This is a genomic window from Agrobacterium sp. SOY23, assembly GCF_027212525.1.
Taxonomy (GTDB): domain Bacteria; phylum Pseudomonadota; class Alphaproteobacteria; order Rhizobiales; family Rhizobiaceae; genus Agrobacterium; species Agrobacterium tumefaciens_I.
The window spans coordinates 478,210-493,238 of sequence record NZ_JAPWDT010000004.1; the positions used below are offsets into that span (position 1 = coordinate 478,210).

Annotated in this window: 19 protein-coding genes; 3 read left to right on the plus strand and 16 right to left on the minus strand. The window is 64.0% G+C overall.

The features are described 5' to 3' along the window. Window positions 1-181: 181 nt before the first annotated feature. The 9 genes from O3S81_RS14580 to O3S81_RS14620 form a co-directional block, all read right to left on the minus strand. The gene (locus O3S81_RS14580) at window positions 182-1,582 is read right to left on the minus strand and encodes a sensor histidine kinase (protein ID WP_269344223.1); all 1,401 of its coding nucleotides are present in this window, start codon (window positions 1,580-1,582) and stop codon (window positions 182-184) included. Then, complete coding sequence (locus tag O3S81_RS14585) at window positions 1,572-2,243, minus strand: response regulator transcription factor (RefSeq protein ID WP_003509815.1); 672 nt, start codon at window positions 2,241-2,243, stop codon at window positions 1,572-1,574. The genes O3S81_RS14580 and O3S81_RS14585 overlap by 11 nt, the downstream gene beginning before the upstream one ends. A 93-nt stretch (window positions 2,244-2,336) precedes the next feature. Then, a complete protein-coding gene (locus O3S81_RS14590) occupies window positions 2,337-2,591 on the minus strand; it encodes a hypothetical protein (RefSeq protein ID WP_003497070.1) in 255 nt (84 codons plus the stop codon). A gap of 138 nt (window positions 2,592-2,729) precedes the next feature. Further along, window positions 2,730-2,936 carry a hypothetical protein gene (locus tag O3S81_RS14595; RefSeq protein ID WP_269344224.1) on the minus strand — a complete coding sequence of 69 codons (207 nt, stop codon included), beginning with the start codon at window positions 2,934-2,936 and terminating at the stop codon, window positions 2,730-2,732. Between the two features lie 34 nt (window positions 2,937-2,970). Then, complete coding sequence (locus O3S81_RS14600; protein WP_269344225.1) at window positions 2,971-6,468, minus strand: baseplate multidomain protein megatron; 3,498 nt, start codon at window positions 6,466-6,468, stop codon at window positions 2,971-2,973. A gap of 17 nt (window positions 6,469-6,485) precedes the next feature. Beyond that, entirely contained in the window at window positions 6,486-6,920 is a 435-nt protein-coding gene (locus O3S81_RS14605; RefSeq protein WP_269344226.1) for a C40 family peptidase, read from the minus strand. Continuing rightward, a complete protein-coding gene (locus tag O3S81_RS14610) occupies window positions 6,913-7,800 on the minus strand; it encodes a DUF2163 domain-containing protein (protein ID WP_269344227.1) in 888 nt (295 codons plus the stop codon). The genes O3S81_RS14605 and O3S81_RS14610 overlap by 8 nt, the downstream gene beginning before the upstream one ends. After that, the gene (locus O3S81_RS14615) at window positions 7,797-8,435 is read right to left on the minus strand and encodes a TIGR02217 family protein (RefSeq protein ID WP_269344228.1); all 639 of its coding nucleotides are present in this window, start codon (window positions 8,433-8,435) and stop codon (window positions 7,797-7,799) included. Before O3S81_RS14615 ends, O3S81_RS14610 begins: the two co-directional genes overlap by 4 nt. A gap of 210 nt (window positions 8,436-8,645) precedes the next feature. Next, the gene (locus O3S81_RS14620) at window positions 8,646-9,227 is read right to left on the minus strand and encodes a phage tail tape measure protein (RefSeq protein ID WP_269344229.1); all 582 of its coding nucleotides are present in this window, start codon (window positions 9,225-9,227) and stop codon (window positions 8,646-8,648) included. Between the two features lie 114 nt (window positions 9,228-9,341). Between O3S81_RS14620 and O3S81_RS14625 the strand changes: the two genes are divergently transcribed. Both O3S81_RS14625 and O3S81_RS14630 read left to right on the plus strand, forming a co-directional pair. Beyond that, a complete protein-coding gene (locus tag O3S81_RS14625; RefSeq protein WP_269344230.1) occupies window positions 9,342-9,569 on the plus strand; it encodes a DUF4160 domain-containing protein in 228 nt (75 codons plus the stop codon). Beyond that, window positions 9,562-9,966: a DUF2442 domain-containing protein gene (locus O3S81_RS14630; RefSeq protein WP_269344231.1), complete on the plus strand. Its 405-nt coding sequence runs from the start codon at window positions 9,562-9,564 to the stop codon at window positions 9,964-9,966. Before O3S81_RS14625 ends, O3S81_RS14630 begins: the two co-directional genes overlap by 8 nt. A 5-nt stretch (window positions 9,967-9,971) precedes the next feature. On the opposite strand, the gene O3S81_RS14635 is transcribed toward O3S81_RS14630, so the two are convergent. Genes O3S81_RS14635 through O3S81_RS14645 form a run of 3 tightly spaced genes read right to left on the minus strand, consistent with a single transcriptional unit; the run spans window position 9,972 to window position 10,944 of the window. Next, window positions 9,972-10,181: a rcc01693 family protein gene (locus O3S81_RS14635; RefSeq protein WP_269344232.1), complete on the minus strand. Its 210-nt coding sequence runs from the start codon at window positions 10,179-10,181 to the stop codon at window positions 9,972-9,974. Beyond that, on the minus strand, window positions 10,178-10,537 hold the full coding sequence (locus tag O3S81_RS14640) for a gene transfer agent family protein (protein ID WP_269344233.1): 360 nt from the start codon (window positions 10,535-10,537) through the stop codon (window positions 10,178-10,180). Before O3S81_RS14640 ends, O3S81_RS14635 begins: the two co-directional genes overlap by 4 nt. Then, entirely contained in the window at window positions 10,537-10,944 is a 408-nt protein-coding gene (locus O3S81_RS14645) for a phage major tail protein, TP901-1 family (RefSeq protein ID WP_269344234.1), read from the minus strand. Before O3S81_RS14645 ends, O3S81_RS14640 begins: the two co-directional genes overlap by 1 nt. Before the next feature lie 88 nt (window positions 10,945-11,032). On the opposite strand from O3S81_RS14645, the gene O3S81_RS14650 reads away from it, so the two are divergent. Next, window positions 11,033-12,232, plus strand: a complete 1,200-nt coding sequence (locus O3S81_RS14650) for an MFS transporter (RefSeq protein ID WP_269344235.1) — start codon at window positions 11,033-11,035, stop codon at window positions 12,230-12,232. 7 nt (window positions 12,233-12,239) lie between these two features. Here the strand turns inward: O3S81_RS14650 and O3S81_RS14655 are convergent, their stop codons facing one another. The 4 genes from O3S81_RS14655 to O3S81_RS14670 all read right to left on the minus strand — a co-directional run bounded on the left by O3S81_RS14655 (window position 12,240) and on the right by O3S81_RS14670 (window position 15,000). After that, entirely contained in the window at window positions 12,240-12,635 is a 396-nt protein-coding gene (locus O3S81_RS14655) for a DUF3168 domain-containing protein (protein WP_269344236.1), read from the minus strand. Then, entirely contained in the window at window positions 12,632-12,967 is a 336-nt protein-coding gene (locus O3S81_RS14660) for a phage head closure protein (RefSeq protein WP_269344237.1), read from the minus strand. The genes O3S81_RS14655 and O3S81_RS14660 overlap by 4 nt, the downstream gene beginning before the upstream one ends. Window positions 12,968-12,970: 3 nt before the next feature. Next, window positions 12,971-13,540, minus strand: coding sequence for a head-tail connector protein (locus tag O3S81_RS14665; protein ID WP_269344238.1), 570 nt, complete (start codon window positions 13,538-13,540; stop codon window positions 12,971-12,973). Window positions 13,541-13,731: 191 nt separating this feature from the next. Next, window positions 13,732-15,000: a phage major capsid protein gene (locus O3S81_RS14670; protein WP_269344239.1), complete on the minus strand. Its 1,269-nt coding sequence runs from the start codon at window positions 14,998-15,000 to the stop codon at window positions 13,732-13,734. Window positions 15,001-15,029 lie beyond the last annotated feature (29 nt).

Sequence of the window (15,029 nt, forward strand, 5' to 3'; positions counted from 1 at the left end):
CGTCAACCAAACCCTGTCCTCTTTCCTACCGCATTGCACCCAGAGCATTTCCACTGTTCCTCGAACCGTGAAAAAACTCTAGCTTTTTGTTCTGGCGCATTTCCTGACGAGAAACCGGGGTCCACTTTCCCTGGAAATGCTCTAATGTACCGGCATTGAATTTCTTGCCTTTTTTCTCGGTTCACGCAAGCTCTTTCGAAAGGCCCGGCAAAATCAGATCGGCTTTCAGCCCACCAATGGCGCTGCGCGACAGCGAAAAGCGGCCATGGTACTCTGACACCACCTCGGAAACGATCGACAGGCCGAGGCCCGTGCCCGGCCGGCTCTCGTCCAGCCGGCGGCCGCGTTTCATCGCTTCGCTGATCTGTTCCGGTTCCAGCCCCGGACCATCGTCTTCCACCGTCAGCTCCACCCAGGAGCGACGTGCCATTTCAGCGTCGGAAGACGGGTGCGTGCCGGCCGCAAGCGTGATGACCACGCGTGTCTGCGCAAAACGCGCGGCATTTTCGAGAAGATTGCCGACGACCTCTTCGAGATCCTGCTGTTCCATGCCGAGCACCGCGCCCGGTTGCTCGAAATTCAGCACGAACTGCTTCTCCGGGTTCAGGCGGCGCATCACCCGCACCAGCCGTTCCAGCGCCGGCTCCGCTTCCACACGGGCAAGGATCGAGCCGCGCTGGGCGGCGATGCGGGCCCGCGAGAGATAGGATTGCACCTGCGCCTGCATGGCATCCGCCTGCGCCCTTACCAGATCGCCATGTTGTGGCTCCAGCGTGCGGGCCTCGTTCAGAAGAACGGCAATCGGCGTCTTCAGCGAATGGGCGAGATTGCCCACCTGCATGCGGGCACGCTCCACGAGGCGGCGGTTGCTGTCGATCAGCGCATTGACCTCATTGGCCAGCGGCTGGATTTCGCGCGGGAATTCGCCTTCGAGGCTTTCCGCCTCCCCGCCCCTGATCTTGCCGAGCGCCACGCGCGCCTGATCGAGCGGCCTGAGACTGTAGAGAATGGCGAGGCCGTTGACGACCAGACTGCCGACACCGAAGACGGCCAGCGCCAGATAAAGGCTATTGGAGAAATCGCGCACATCGTCTTCCACGACGTTCAGGTTGCCGGAAACACGAAACCGCGCGGCACGGCCTTCGCCATCCAGCACGACTTCCGTTTCCGCCACGCGCACCTTGTTGCCGGCCTCATCGGTCACGGCATAAAAACGCTCATATCTGTTGTCGAAGGGCGCATCGAGAATGCTCGGCACCGGCAGCGTAGATACGCCGAGCGAGGAAGAAACCAGCGGCGCGGTCTGGAAATTGCCGAGCGGCTCGACAACCCAGTACCAGCCGGTATCGGGCTGCGAGAAGCGGAGATCGCCGAGCTGCGGGCTGCCGGCCAGCGTATTCTCGTTGGAAATCGTCACCGAGTTGATGACGTTATAGAGCTGCGCCCTCAGAAGATCGGTGAAGCTGCGCTCAACGCCCTGCCGGTACAGCGTCGAGATCACGACGGCGATCACCACCAGCGCCAGCACCGACCAGAGCGAGGCGAGCAGCAGAACGCGGGCGGTGAGGGAATTACTTCGCATCTGCCGGCGCTTGCATCCGGTAACCGAGACCACGGATCGTCTCGATCAGATCAACCCCGAGCTTCTTGCGCAGACGTCCGACAAACACCTCGATCGTATTGGAATCGCGGTCGAAATCCTGATCGTACATGTGTTCGACCAGCTCCGTGCGCGAAACGACCTCGCCCATGTGGTGCATGAGATAAGACAGGAGCCGGAACTCGTGCGAGGTGAGCTTCAGCGTCGTGCCGTTGACGGTCGCCTTGGAGGATTTGGTGTCGAGCCGGACCGGGCCGCACACCAGTTCGGAAGAAGCATGGCCGGCGGCGCGGCGGATGAGCGCGCGCACGCGGGCAAGCACTTCCTCGACATGGAAAGGCTTGGTCACATAGTCATCGGCACCGGCGTCGATGCCGGCCACCTTGTCGCTCCAGCGGTCGCGGGCGGTGAGGATGAGCACCGGCATGGCCTTGCCGGCCGCGCGCCATTTTTCGACGACGGTAATACCGTCAAGCTGCGGCAGGCCGATATCGAGGACGATGGCGTCATAGGGCTCGGTATCACCGAGGTAATGCCCCTCCTCGCCGTCGAATGCCTGATCGACGACATAACCGGCCTCTTTGAGAGCATCGGTCAGCTGACGATTGAGATTGGCATCGTCCTCAACAACGAGAATACGCATTATCCGCCCTTTCCTTACGTCCCGGCCCGCGCGCGTGGCCGGTCATGCTAAATGTGTCGGATTGTTTTCCGATATTTCGGCGATGCGGGCAAGCTACATCGGCACGCGCATCGTTACCTTGCGCGGGCGCTCGCCATTGCCCTGGACGAGAACGGTGACGACACAGGACTGACCGTCGCCGGAAGGATAGACTGAAAGCAGCTGGCCGCCGGTTTCGCGCACCACGCGGGCCACGGCTGCGCCGCAATCGCTGGCAGCCAGAATGTAGTGGCCCTGCAGATCAGCCTCGGGCGCCGTGAAACCGGAAAGCCCGGCTGCAAGCGTCGCGATGATGAGAGGTGATGCCATTCTACAAACTTCCACAAGAACCGGGTGCGTCTCGAACCCTATCGTGACCGAATATGTAGCGCAAAGCGTCTGAATGGCAAATGAATGCCGCCCCCGCCGCAGCGGTGCATGGCGGGAACGGCGTGTTTGCGGGCGGCGTCAGCGGATGGCGCTGGTCGCCGAAAGGCGGCCGTAAAGCGCGATCAGGCCGCCGATTCCGCCCGCGACCGTCACCAGCCCTTCGGCGAGTTCGCCCTGCACGCCGGCGGGCAGATCGAAACCGGCAATGCTGAAAAGCGGAGCAAAAACCGCAATCAGCGCGCCCCAGATCGTGCGGGATTGATACCATGCCTTGGTACTGTCCATAATCTCGTCCTTTGCGTTGTATTTCAGGCACATGTCAGAGCGGGAGAAGGGTCTGCGCCACCACCCCCGAAGGCACCGCGCGGCCGAGCTGGCGGACACGCACGGAAATGTGATCCCGCAGGACCGGGAAATCTGTGAGTTCATCTGCGGCCGGGTAAAACCAGACGGGTTCTGCGACCTCCACCTTGCGCCGCACGGTTTCGCCGTCCAGCACCTCGACGCGGTAAAGCTCGAAGGGCTCCTCCAGCGGGATGTCGCTCGCATCCCAGCCATCGGCCTCCACTCGGCCGCGACGCTTCCACTTGAGGAGAATGCCGTCCCTCCTGCGCTCGCCGGAAAGGTGCACCGGCGCAAGCGGCGTCTGCGCCCGCACGCCACCCTCAAAGGCAAAGGGCCCGGCCGATGCGCCCGCCATGCCCGCCGCTTCCGCAATCCAGTTCAGGCGTCGCCCACGCTCGTTTGCGGCAAGACCGAGCGGCTGCACCGCCGCATCGAGAACCACCACCGGAGCCCCTTTCGGCGCGCCTGCGGCAAGCGCATCCTCCGTGCCGGCGAGACCCCGCAAGAGCGCGGAGAGCTGCCAGCGCGAGTGTGCGATTTCTTCAGCTTTCGCGAAGGCGACGATCTCCCAAACGCCGTTTGCAGCCTTGATGGCGAGACGGTTCTCGCCGTTCAGCACCGAAAGTTCTGCGGCCGATGACACTTCACCGGCGGGAAGATCGATCAGTATGGTGTTCTTGCGGTCGAAACGGCCGGAGGGTCCGGGCGTCAGCGGTTGTGCCAGCGCGCCGATCGTCGCGCGCCGGTCGAGCAGCACGCGCTGGCGATACCCTTCCGTACTGGGCGATGAAGAAACGACAATGGGCCGCCAGGGCCTCGCAAGGGCGGCAATCCGTGCCGATTCTTCCGGCGTGGTGCCATCGTGGTACGGCAGATCGAGAAACAGCACCTCCGGGGCGAAACCTTCGGCACCGCTTGCGCCGACGCTACGCCGCTCCTCCATGCCGTTGGCGACGGCTGAAAAGGCCGGGGAAAAAGCCCGCGCCTCCACCTGCCGCACCGCGCCATCCTCGATGCGGCTGACCAGAAACCGACCGGCCGGCGCCTGCGGAAAGACACCCTCCGGCAGGCGGATGCAATCGCCGGGTTCAAGCGTGATATCGGATGGCGGCAGGGCGAAGCGCAGGCTGCGCCGGGCCTGACGGTTGTCGCGCAACAGCGCTTCCACGGCTACTTCCGCCGTTTCCGCCGGCAAAGCGGCGTTAAGATCGAGCCGCATCACCCGGCTGCCGGCATTGTCGATGCGGCGGGAACGCGCGCTCGCCTGCTCGTAGTCGAGCGCCGGATTGAACGAGGACAGCACGGCTTCTGCTGCGAAATCACTGTCATGGCCGCGATTTTCAGACCAGAGCGGCTCGTCCTCCAGATCGGCCAGCACGGCGATATCGCGGACGGGCATAGATGCCGTATTGCGGGAGCGGAAACGCAACATACCTCCCTCCTCCGCCACATCCACCTGGAACGCCGCCATCAGCGGCTCCAGCAGGTTGCGGGCCGAGGTTATGTCGCCCTGCACATAACCGGTCAGATCGCCGCTGACGGCCGAGACGTCGAAGGCGGAAAAACCTTGATCCGTCAGTATGGCGGCGATGGTGTCGGCAAGAGTGGCCGTTCCCAGCCTCCCGTTCAGCCAGTGGCCGGTGCGCCAGTTGGCGCCATCGCTCCAAACCGCGCCATTCTGCGGAAAGGCGGGGAAAGGCCGCGCATCCCACGTCCAGAGATAGACCCGGTCTTTATCCACCATCGCCGCCTCCCCCTCACCCCAGTGGTCGAGGTGGGCTTCCAGAAACCGCCGCTGCTGGCTGTCGGCGCGGTTGCGGCGAGAAAAATGGGGAAAGGCGTTTTCCGCCGATTTCGGATCGGGAAAGACGTTGGGCCGCGTCGCACTCTTGTCCACCGCCGGGCAGCCGAGTTCGGTAAACCAGATGTGTTTTGCGCCCGGCACCCATGCGGTCGGCGCGGAATTTTCCACGCCGCGCACTCGGTCGTAATGCAGGTTGCCCCACCAGCTGCGAAGGTCCTTGTAACGGAACATCCATGGCTTGCCCGTCAGCCCGTCCGTTATAGGCATGCGCCGCCGCGCCGCGCGGTCGGCATCGCTGGCATAATACCAGTCGAAACCCTCGCCCGCCGTGATGGCGTAGCTGAAGGCGCTGGCATCGTCCGGGCCGCTCATGCCATCGGGATTGCCGTTGGTGGCATCCTCGTCACGCCAGTCGGAAAGCGGCATGTAATTGTCGATGCCGATGGCGTCGATATCAGGGCTCGCCCAGAGCGGATCGAGGTGGAAGAACACGTCGCCTGAACCGTCCGCCGGCTGGTGGCCGAAATATTCGCTCCAGTCCGCCGCATAGGTGAGCTTCGTCGCTGGCCCCACGATGCCGCGCACATCGCCCGCCAGCCGCACCAGCTCCTCGACGAAAGGAAAGGCATCGTTCTGGCCGCGGAGTGCGGTGAGCCCGCGCAGTTCCGAGCCGATCAGGAAAGCATCCACCCCGCCCGCCTTGGCCGCCAGCCCCGCATAATGCAGCACCATGCGGCGGTAACCGTCCTCGCGGTTGCAGAAGGCTGAAACCTGTGCCCGCGCAGCAGCGCTGCGATCCGGGGAGCCGGCCCTGCCGGGTGCAGGAAAACAGGTAATGCGGCCGCGCCAGCCATAGGCGGCCTGCTCGCCATCGCCATAGGGGTCCGGCAGGCCGTTGCCGGCGGGCACATCCATCATTACGAAAGGATAAAGGCAGACCCGCAGGCCCCGGGCCTTGAGATCGGCAATGGCCTGCAACACGCTGTCATCATCCGGTGTGCCACCATAACCGTGTTCGGTCGCGCCCGGAATGACGGTGATAGCGCGGATCTGACCTTCGAGCTTTCCGACCGGCCGAACGACCTCGAACTGCATCAGCGGAATGCGGTTGCCATAGCTCTCGAGCGGCAGACGTTCGAAGACCACGTAGGCAAGTCCGCGAAAGGCCGGCGCGTTGCCTGTCCCCTGTTTCGCCTCGATCAGCGGATCGGGCAATTGCGTTTCGCTGCCGGGGTAAAAACGCATCTCTACGCCGGTGAGGTCGATTTCGCGCCCATCGGCCCAGACGCGCCGCACCATGGCCGCCTCGCCTTCGCACAGGCCCACGGCGAAATTGGCGAAATAACGGAAGCGCTCCACCTTCGGGCCGCGATTGCCCTTGCCGCCACGCCGCTCAACCTCGACGTTTTCCTCGAAACGCGTCGCCCAGATCAGCGTGCCGCCGATCCTTGCCGTGCCATAAAGCCGGTTGATCGCGGCCCCCTCATCCGCACCGGGAATACGCGCCGTCGAAAGCCGCGCGCCGGACACCGTCCGGCCGTTCGAAAGCAGTGCGCGGTCGACGGCATTTCCTGCCAGTGCGCCGGCCGCCCGGCCGATGATGGCGCCAACGGGGCCAAAAATGCCGCCGAGTGCCGCGCCCGCCGCCTGAAAAACGATTGTCGCCATGTTTGCCTCGAAAAAATTCAGGGATCAGGAAAACGGAAGGCACCAGCAATACGCCGCTTCCAGCCCGGCACGAGAGCCGACCGCACCACCGCCGCCTGCTCATAGGCATGGATGAAATGCTCTGGCCCGGCGAGGATGCCGAGATGTTTTGCCGCCGCATCGGCCCGCCAGCGAAACAGCAGCAGATCTCCCGGCCGTGCCTCCGATATGCCCGCAAGCATCGTGAAATGGCGTTTCGCCGCCGCCATCAGCCGGTCCTCGCCGCCGCGTTCGGCCCAGTCCGGCGCATAGGGTGGCGGCAATTCCGGTTCGTACCCGTAAAGCCCGCGCCAGACGCCGCGGATCAGGCCGAGGCAATCGCAGCCGACACCCTGCAACGAAGCCTGGTGCCTGTAGGGCGTGCCGATCCAGCTTTCGGCCAGCGCCAGCACTCTTTCTGCCGTATCACTCATGAAACAGCGCTCCGCCGTCATGGCTCTGACCGCCGTTTGCATAGGAATAGGCGAAATCCGCCCCCGGCAGATGCGGAAAGCCCCTGAAATTCAGATGATTGGCGAATTTCGCCCGGCAGGTGGCAAAACTCTTGTCGCAGCCGGCGGTCACCGAAAAACGATCGCCCGGCGATGGCATCCGCTCCGGCGCCAGCCAGAAGGAGAGAAGCACGCCGCCATCACGCCGCTCATGATCGTCGAGGTCGAAAGCCTTGCCGGCGAGGCTGCCGGTCAAAAATCTGAGCTTGCCCCGGTTAAAGAAACCCTCGGCAAAAGCATCGAGCCCTGAGACTCGCAGCTTGCCCGAAACATCCACCGCCGCCACGCTGCCATGCCCGGCAAACCGCACAAGATCAACGCCGCAGCGCCCGTCACCGAGTGCGGCATCGCAACGCCGCCCATAGCTCCTGCCCTGCGGCTGGCCAAGACGGTGGGCGATGCTGCGCAATTCGGCGCGGAAGGCCCCGCCCGCCCGCGTCACCTCGCCGATCTCGCGCAGGCTGAGCAGCGCATGTTCGTCCGGCGCCTGCCAGTTGACGAGGAAAAGCTCCACCTTCGCGCCATCGAAACGCCCCGCGGCAAGATCGTCCTCCACAATCGCCTCGCTCGAAAAACCGCCCGCCACCTCGCCGGCGTTCGCGCCCAACCCCGTTTCGCTGTCGCTGTCGCTGGCCGAAAATCCGCTGGCGGCAAGGAAGGCTGTGCCGCCGAAGGACAGCGTCTCGTCATGATCGGTAAAACCCATCACGACGCCGTCCGCCAGCGTCACCCGCCAGCAATGGCAGGTGGTCGTGGCATCCCCCTTCAGATGATCGGCAAGGGCAGCAGGCATGGTCTTCATGGCAGGATTTCCATCAGCGGAATGGAGGGAATGCGGCCGGCTTCAAAGGCGGTCACGTTGATATCGATACGGTCGATGGCAAAGCGCACCGGCACGTCGAACTCAAAACCGGCGCGGACGATGGCACCGGCAGGCGGCACCCGCCCGGTTCGGAATGCCACCATGCCGGTCATATGATCGACCGACAGATCGGACGGCGCGGCCTTCACCCCCTCGACCGAAACGATGACCGACCCTTCGACCGGCTTGTCGATGCGGCGGGAAAACGAGCCGCCGGCATCCGCATAGGTCTTCATCAGTTGAAAACCCGCCGTCGCCCCGTCGCCGGTGCCGATCGCCTGATCGGTCGCGGCGGGGGTCTCTCCCGGCGCACAGGATTTGAAATCCACGGGATCGCGAAAGCGAAAACCGTAGAGTTCCCCGCGCCTTGCCTCGAAAAAGGCCAGCGCCTCATAAAGATCGGCAACGGAGCGGATGCCGGAGCCGGCGTCATAGGCGCGTCTGGCGTTCCTCCAGCGCTGGTTGCGATTCTCCCGGCCGTTGGAAAGATTGACGATATCAGTCCGCCGCACCGGCCCGCCGCTGACGCCGAGCGCCAGCCGCAGCGGAAACCGCACTTCATGAAATGCCGCCATGTGGTTGTTCCTGGATTCGTTTTGATGGTTGGGAAATGGGAAGGACGACGCGCGGCAAGAAGGAGGAGCGGAGGAGCCCATGCGTCGTTCGCTCTCCTCTCCTCATCCCTGTGCTAACCACAGGGCGGCGAGGCAGTCCTTTCAGCCCAATGACTTGGTTGGCTGAATTCCTATGTCAGGCACAGGAATGGAGATGGGCGCGCGCCTGTGTCACAATCCCCGCTGGCCACGCCCGACGCTGCGCGCCAGCATCGCGGCAATCTGCCCTTCGCTTTTCCGGAAGCTCGCCGCATCCGTGGCCGTCACGTTAAAAACGATCTGCGCCCCACTCCCGCCCGAGGGTGCAGCGACACCGAGAGCACCGTCCGAACCGCGCTTCAGCGGCAGGATCGCCTCCGCGCCCGCTTCCCCCATCAGGCCAAGCCCACCGCCCATCGGAAAGAAGGTGGGGCTGGAGACCACGCCGCTCTCCGCAAAAGGCGTGATGGCCCGCCCCGGCACACCGCCATCGGCAAAGGCGAAGAGCGAACCGCCGCCGTTCAACAACCCGCCGACGGCGTTGCCGATCATGTTCTCCAGCGGTTTCAGCCCGGCCGAAAGCGCGATGCCCGACAGCCGCTGCCCGAGCCCGCGCAACACATCATCGAGCCCCCTGCCACCCGTCGTCGCCGCCTGGAGCGCGGAGGTCAGCGCCGCCCCGAACCGCTCCGAACGCCGCTCGAGATCACCCATCACCTCGAAGAGCGCTTCCGCCTCCTCCCGGTTCTCCGCAATCGATCCTTCGCCCGCCATCGCGCTTGCCTTTCTGATTCAACTGGGGAATGCATGGTGCTGAAACAGCTTTTTAAAAATCCATTGCCTCAGCCCAAATCCTTTTAAAACCCAACTTCTTGGGTTATGGTTCTCATGGTCACCGTTCTGCGCCAGCATGGCATGCGTTTCGTCATCTACACGGCTGATCACGAGCCGCCGCATGCCCATGTCTACGGAGAGGGTGAAGCCCGTATCGATATCGTCAGCCTCACCGTTCTCACACAGGGCGGTATGTCGGACCGGGATGTGCGGCGCGCCGTTGCCGTTATCGAAGAGAACCGGACGCTGTTTATGGAAATCTGGAGACGATATCATGGTTGAAATCAGCGACGCCGAACTCACAGCCGCCAAGGAGCGCTGGCAAAAGGAACGTGCCGGGCGCCCCATTCCGGTCTCCGTGCGTTTCGAAGCGGCGTCGGCGCACGTCATCGTCGATTTCTCCAATGGCGCCTGTTTCATGTTTCCGGCCCGGGCACTGGAAGGCTTGCAGGACGCCACGGCAGAGCAGCTCGCCGAAGTCGAACTTCTCGGCGAGACGGGCCTGCATTGGGAAAACCTCGATATCGACTATACGATCGCCGGCCTGATGAACGGCATCTTCGGCAGCCGCACATTCATGGAAGCGCAGCGCAAGGGCGGGCAATCCCGCTCCCCGGCCAAGGCGGCTGCCAGCCGCGCCAACGGTGTGAAGGGCGGCCGGCCGCGAAAGATGCCCTGACGCCCTCACCCATCCGGAAACCGCCGCATCATCGCCTCCATCGCCTGACGGTCAGGGCCGCGCGGAACGGCGTTGCCGCCCGTCATCGCGAAGAACTCCCTCGGCGTCAGCCGCCAGAAGATTTCAGGGGAAAGCCGCAGCAGGCAGAGGCCGGCATGGATGGCCGCCGGCCAGGGAAAGGGGCGTGTTGTCGCCTCACCTGCTGCGGCGCTCAAGGGTCCGGCGTTGCATCACCTTTGAAGCCGCCGAAGGTTGCAGTCAGAAGATCGGCGACGATCGCGGCGTGGCCGGCAATGCCGCCTTCCACCGTCGCGGCCGCCACATCCTCGTCGGAAAACACGTTGCCCGCGCCGCGCAGGCCCGCGCCGATGACCCGGATCATGTCGGCCGCCTTCATGCGGCCGCTGGCGAAACGCTCGGCGAGCGCCGTCAGATCATCGGTAGCAAAGGCGGTTTCGAGTTCGGCGAGAGCCCCGAGCGTCAGGCACAGGATGCGCCTTTCGCCGTCGATCAGCGCCTCTATCTCACCGCGATGGCGGTTCGCCCGCCCGTAACGCAAACGCTCAGGCATCACAGCACTCCGAAAGTGAGGAGACCGGCGGATTCCAGCGCGATCTCGAATTGCACCTCGCCATCGTGGCGGCCCGAATATTCGAGCGCGACGATCTGGAACGGTCCGGCAATGGTGCCGAAATCGGGAATGACGATCTGCCAGCCCGGAATGGTGCCGGCGAAAAACGCGCCGCGCACCAGCGCATCGCTCGTCTGGTCCTTGAAGATGCCGGAGGCCGTCAGCGATGCACGCTGCACGCCGGCGCCGGAGAGAAGCTCGCGCCAGCGGCCGGCACTTTGTGCATCCGTCACGTCGACCGCCTGCGCATTGAAGGCCAGCCGCTTGGTTCGGAGGCCGGCCACCGTTTCATAGGAACCGCCATTGTCGATCTTCAGCAGCAGGTCCTTGCCCTTTTGCGCCACCATGTTGTTTTCCTTTCTCGATTGCTGTTGCGGGGGTGCGGTGGGCCTGCTACCAAATGGTTTCCAGCCCCTCGCACCCCGCGATTTCACCATGTCCGACGCTTCCCCCACGACGTCCCGCGTGCGCCTTATCGGTGTGCTGGCGCTTGGGCAGATCGTCAGCTGGGGCAGCGGTTTCGACATGCTGGCCATTCTGGCGCCACGCATCGGCAGCGAACTGGCGATCGGCAACGAGATCGTTTTTGCCGGCCTCACCATCATGATGCTGATCAGCGCATTTTGCGGCCCGCTGCTTGGAAGAACGCTCGTCCGCCGCGGCGCGGCACCCGTGCTGGTGGCGGGTTCGCTGCTTTTCGCAGCCGGTTTTGCCGTGCTCGCCTTTTCGGGCGGTGTCACAAGTTATCTTTTCGGCTGGGCCGTGATGGGTCTGGCTGCAACCTGCGGGTTGACGACGGCTGCCCATACCGCCGTGGTGGAACGCGTGGGTGCGGAAGGTGGCCGGTTGCTGGCGCTCCTGATGCTGTTTACCGGGCTTTCCGGGGCGGTTTTCCTGCCCCTCACCGCGCTTGTGGAACAGCACCTTGGTTGGCGCGGCACGCTTTTGCTCTATGCCTGTCTGCAGATCTTCGTTCTTCTGCCGCTCTATCTCTTCGTCCTTCCCGGCCGCCCGGCGCGCACGCAGGCAAAGCGGCAGAAAGCGGATGCCCTTTCGCCCTCACCGGTCGATACACGCCGGGCCTTTCTGCTCCTGGCGGCCATGACGACGATCAGCGCCTTTACGACCTTCGGTCTGTCGCCGCTGCTGCCGCTGTTCCTGGTGCAGGCGGGCGCGTCGCAATCGTTTGCCGTGCAGCTGGCATCGGCGCGCAGCCTGCTGGCAATTACCGCACGCGGGCTGGATTTCCTGCTTGGAAAACGCGGCAGCCCCTTCGTCACCGCCGCGATTGGCCTCTGTCTCCTGTTCCTGTCGCTGCTGCTGTTGCTTGGCTTTGCCCCGGCCATGCCGTCCTTCATCGGTTTCATCGTGTTTTTCGGTTTCGGCGCCGGCGTGCTCACCGTCAGCCGTGCGGTGCTGCCGCTCGCCGTGTTTTCGCCGGAGGACTATGGGCTTCAGGCTGCGCGCATCTCCCTGCCGCAGAACCTTGCCATCGCCGTCGCGCCGGTCATCTTCACGCTGGCGCTGGATCGCGGCGGGGTGGCGGCCATGCTTGGCATCGCCGCCGTGCTGATCGGCATTTCGTTTGTGCTGCTGATCGCTCTGTGGCGAACCGTGCGCAGACAAGGCTTCTGAAACAGCGCTATTCCGTCACCGCCCGGAAACGCATCTCCGTAACAAAATTCCGGGTCTTCGCCTCGCGCCGCGAGCGGCTGGAGACAAATTGCAGATTGACGAGAGAGACGCCGGCAATCGACAGCGCCGCATCGTCGAGCAGGTTCTTCACCCGAGCGGCGATCTCCCCCGCACCCTTGCGGCCATTGGCATCGCTCCAGATTTGCAGCGACAGGAAATGTTCCTCGGCCTTTTCCGTCGCCGTCGAATAATCCCGGCTTTCAAGATCGCCGATAACGATGCATGGCAGAACCGCGCGTGGAAGAAGCCGGTCGACCATGCCGCCGGGGATGAGTGCCGTCAGCGCCGCATCGCCCGTCAACCGCGCAAAAATCGCCTGCAGCAATGGGTTGGCAGCGCTCATCGGCTTTCCTCCTCGCAACGGCAGACGATGAAGCGGCGGGTCTCATCCGGATCCATCACCGCCCGGATCGCCAGAATCCGGTTGCCTTTGCGAAAGCGCATGCCGACGGTAACGTCGCTGCGAAAGGCCAGCCAGATACGGTGCGTGATCGTCACACCCTCGGCCGAGGCCCGCTCGTGGGAGGCCTCGGAAACCGGTTCGATGGCCGCCCAGAGCGACCGCAGCACAGTCCAGCCTTCCGTCGCACCGCCCTGCCCGTCCGGTATTTCTGTGTGCAGCTCCAGCTCCAGCCGCGCCGTCAGCTTGCCAGGGTCGATAAAAACGAGGTTCATGGCTCAAAGCCCCAGGCGGCAGAAAGGAGCCAACAGCCGCTCGTAACCGGCAGGAATCGCCGCAGGCTGGTTTTCCGGGGCAACCGCACCGCGAAAGGCGAACATCTGCGCCACATGCATCAGCATGGCGCGTTTCAGCGTGTCGGGCACCTCGGTGCCAGCCTCGCCGTAACCGGCGATGAAATCGATCTCGATGCCGTTCATCGCCCGCCCCGGGCTCGGCGGGTCACGCAGCCACAGCCGTGCCGGGCGCGCCGTGCCGTCGAGCAGCCTGTCGGCGCCGGTAATGTCCGCCGCGCGGCCTTCACCATCAAAAACCAGAATCGTTTCGATGGCTTGCACCGGTCCCTTGCCAATCAGAATCACGCCCTTCTCAGGCCACCGGTCGAGATAAAGCCGCCAGGTCTGGCGGATGAGGCAAAGCCCGGTCGCGCGTTCCAGATGCTCGCGGGCAGTGCGCAGCAGCGCGGCAAGCAGCGCGTCCTCGTCGCTACCATCGAGACGCAGATGCGCCTTGACCTCGGCAAGCGTCAGCGGCTCCGCCTTTGGCGGATGAATGAGGGCATAGGTCATGGGGTCTCCGGAGAAGAAGGTAGTCGAGTGGGCGAGTGGGTGCGTCTTTCGCCTTCTCCCCGCCGGGGAGAAGGTCGCGGCAGCGGGTTGAGGGGGCAAGCTCTCCGACATCCGGCAAGGTTGCCGCCTCATCTGTCCCTTCGGGACATCTTCTCCCCGACGGGGAGAAGAAAAGGCCAATACTGCGGCTATCAATTCACCCCGAATTTCACCAGCTTGATCGCCTCGAAACTCTGCACGCCGCCACCCACACGTTTGGTGGTGTAGAACAGCACATAGGGTTTCGCCGAATAGGGATCGCGCAGGATGCGCACGCCGGTACGGTCGACGACGAGGTAACCGGCGCGGAAATCGCCAAAGGCGATGGCGAAGCTGTTGGCCGCCACATTCGGCATGTCCTCCGCCTCCGTCACCGGAAAGCCCATCAGCGAGGCCGGCTGGCCTGCGACGGCTGGCGGGTGCCAGAGATAGGCGCCGCTGGTATCCTTGAAGCGGCGCAGCGCCCCTTGCGTCTTTCGGTTCATCAGGAAAGTGCCGTTCTGGCGATGGCCGGCCTTCAGCGCGTAAACGGCATCGAGCAGCACATCCATCGGACCAGAGGAGGCGAAACCGGCCGAAACGCCGGTCGCGACATAACCGATATTGCCCCAGCTCCAGCCATCATTGGCGACGGTGGTATAGGAGAGAAAACCCTTGGGCTTGTTGACGCCATCACCGGCGATGAAGGCGGCGGCCTCCTGTTCGGCAAATGCGATGTCCACCTCCGAGGCGATCCAGGCTTCGATATCGACCGCCGCATCATCCAGCAGCCCCTGGGTCGCCGCCGGCATGGCGTAAAGCTCCATCGTCGGGAAGGACAGTTCGGCAAGCTGCGGCGTTGCCGTCTGCGGGCGTGCCGCCGTTTCGGAGACCCAGCCGGTCGTCATGCCGCCGGGCGCGAAGGGTTTCTTCAGCACGGCGGCGGAAACCTGCCGCACGGTCGCCAGCGCCCGGATCGGTGAAATCGCCGTCATTCGCCGGCCGATCTCGCCATCCGTCTCGCTCGGCAGCAGAAAACCGCCATCCGCCCCGGTCGAACCGGCAAAGGCCTTTGCCTCCAGGTCGCGCAGCGCGCCCTCCTCACCGCGGCGGATATAGGCCTCGAAAGCCGCCTTGTGCTCCTCGGCATCGTGGGAAAGCGCATCCTTGCGGCCAAGCGCGGGTCGCGCCTTCTTGAGCGCCAGATCGTCCATGATCCTGCGGTTGTCGTCGAGCGCCTTGTCGATGCGGTCGAGCTTGTCGCGGGTCACGACATCCGACCCCATCTTGCGCTCGATATCGGCAAGCCGCTGGTCGTTGGTTTCACGGAAGGTTTCGAAAGCTTCCATGAAGTCGTCGAAGGCGGCTGTCACCGTATCGGGCACGGCTTTTACCTGCGGGGCGACGGTCATCGGGGCCGGTTTCGTTATCTGGTCTGTCATGTCGGTTTCCTTGTTCTTGGATGCCTGAA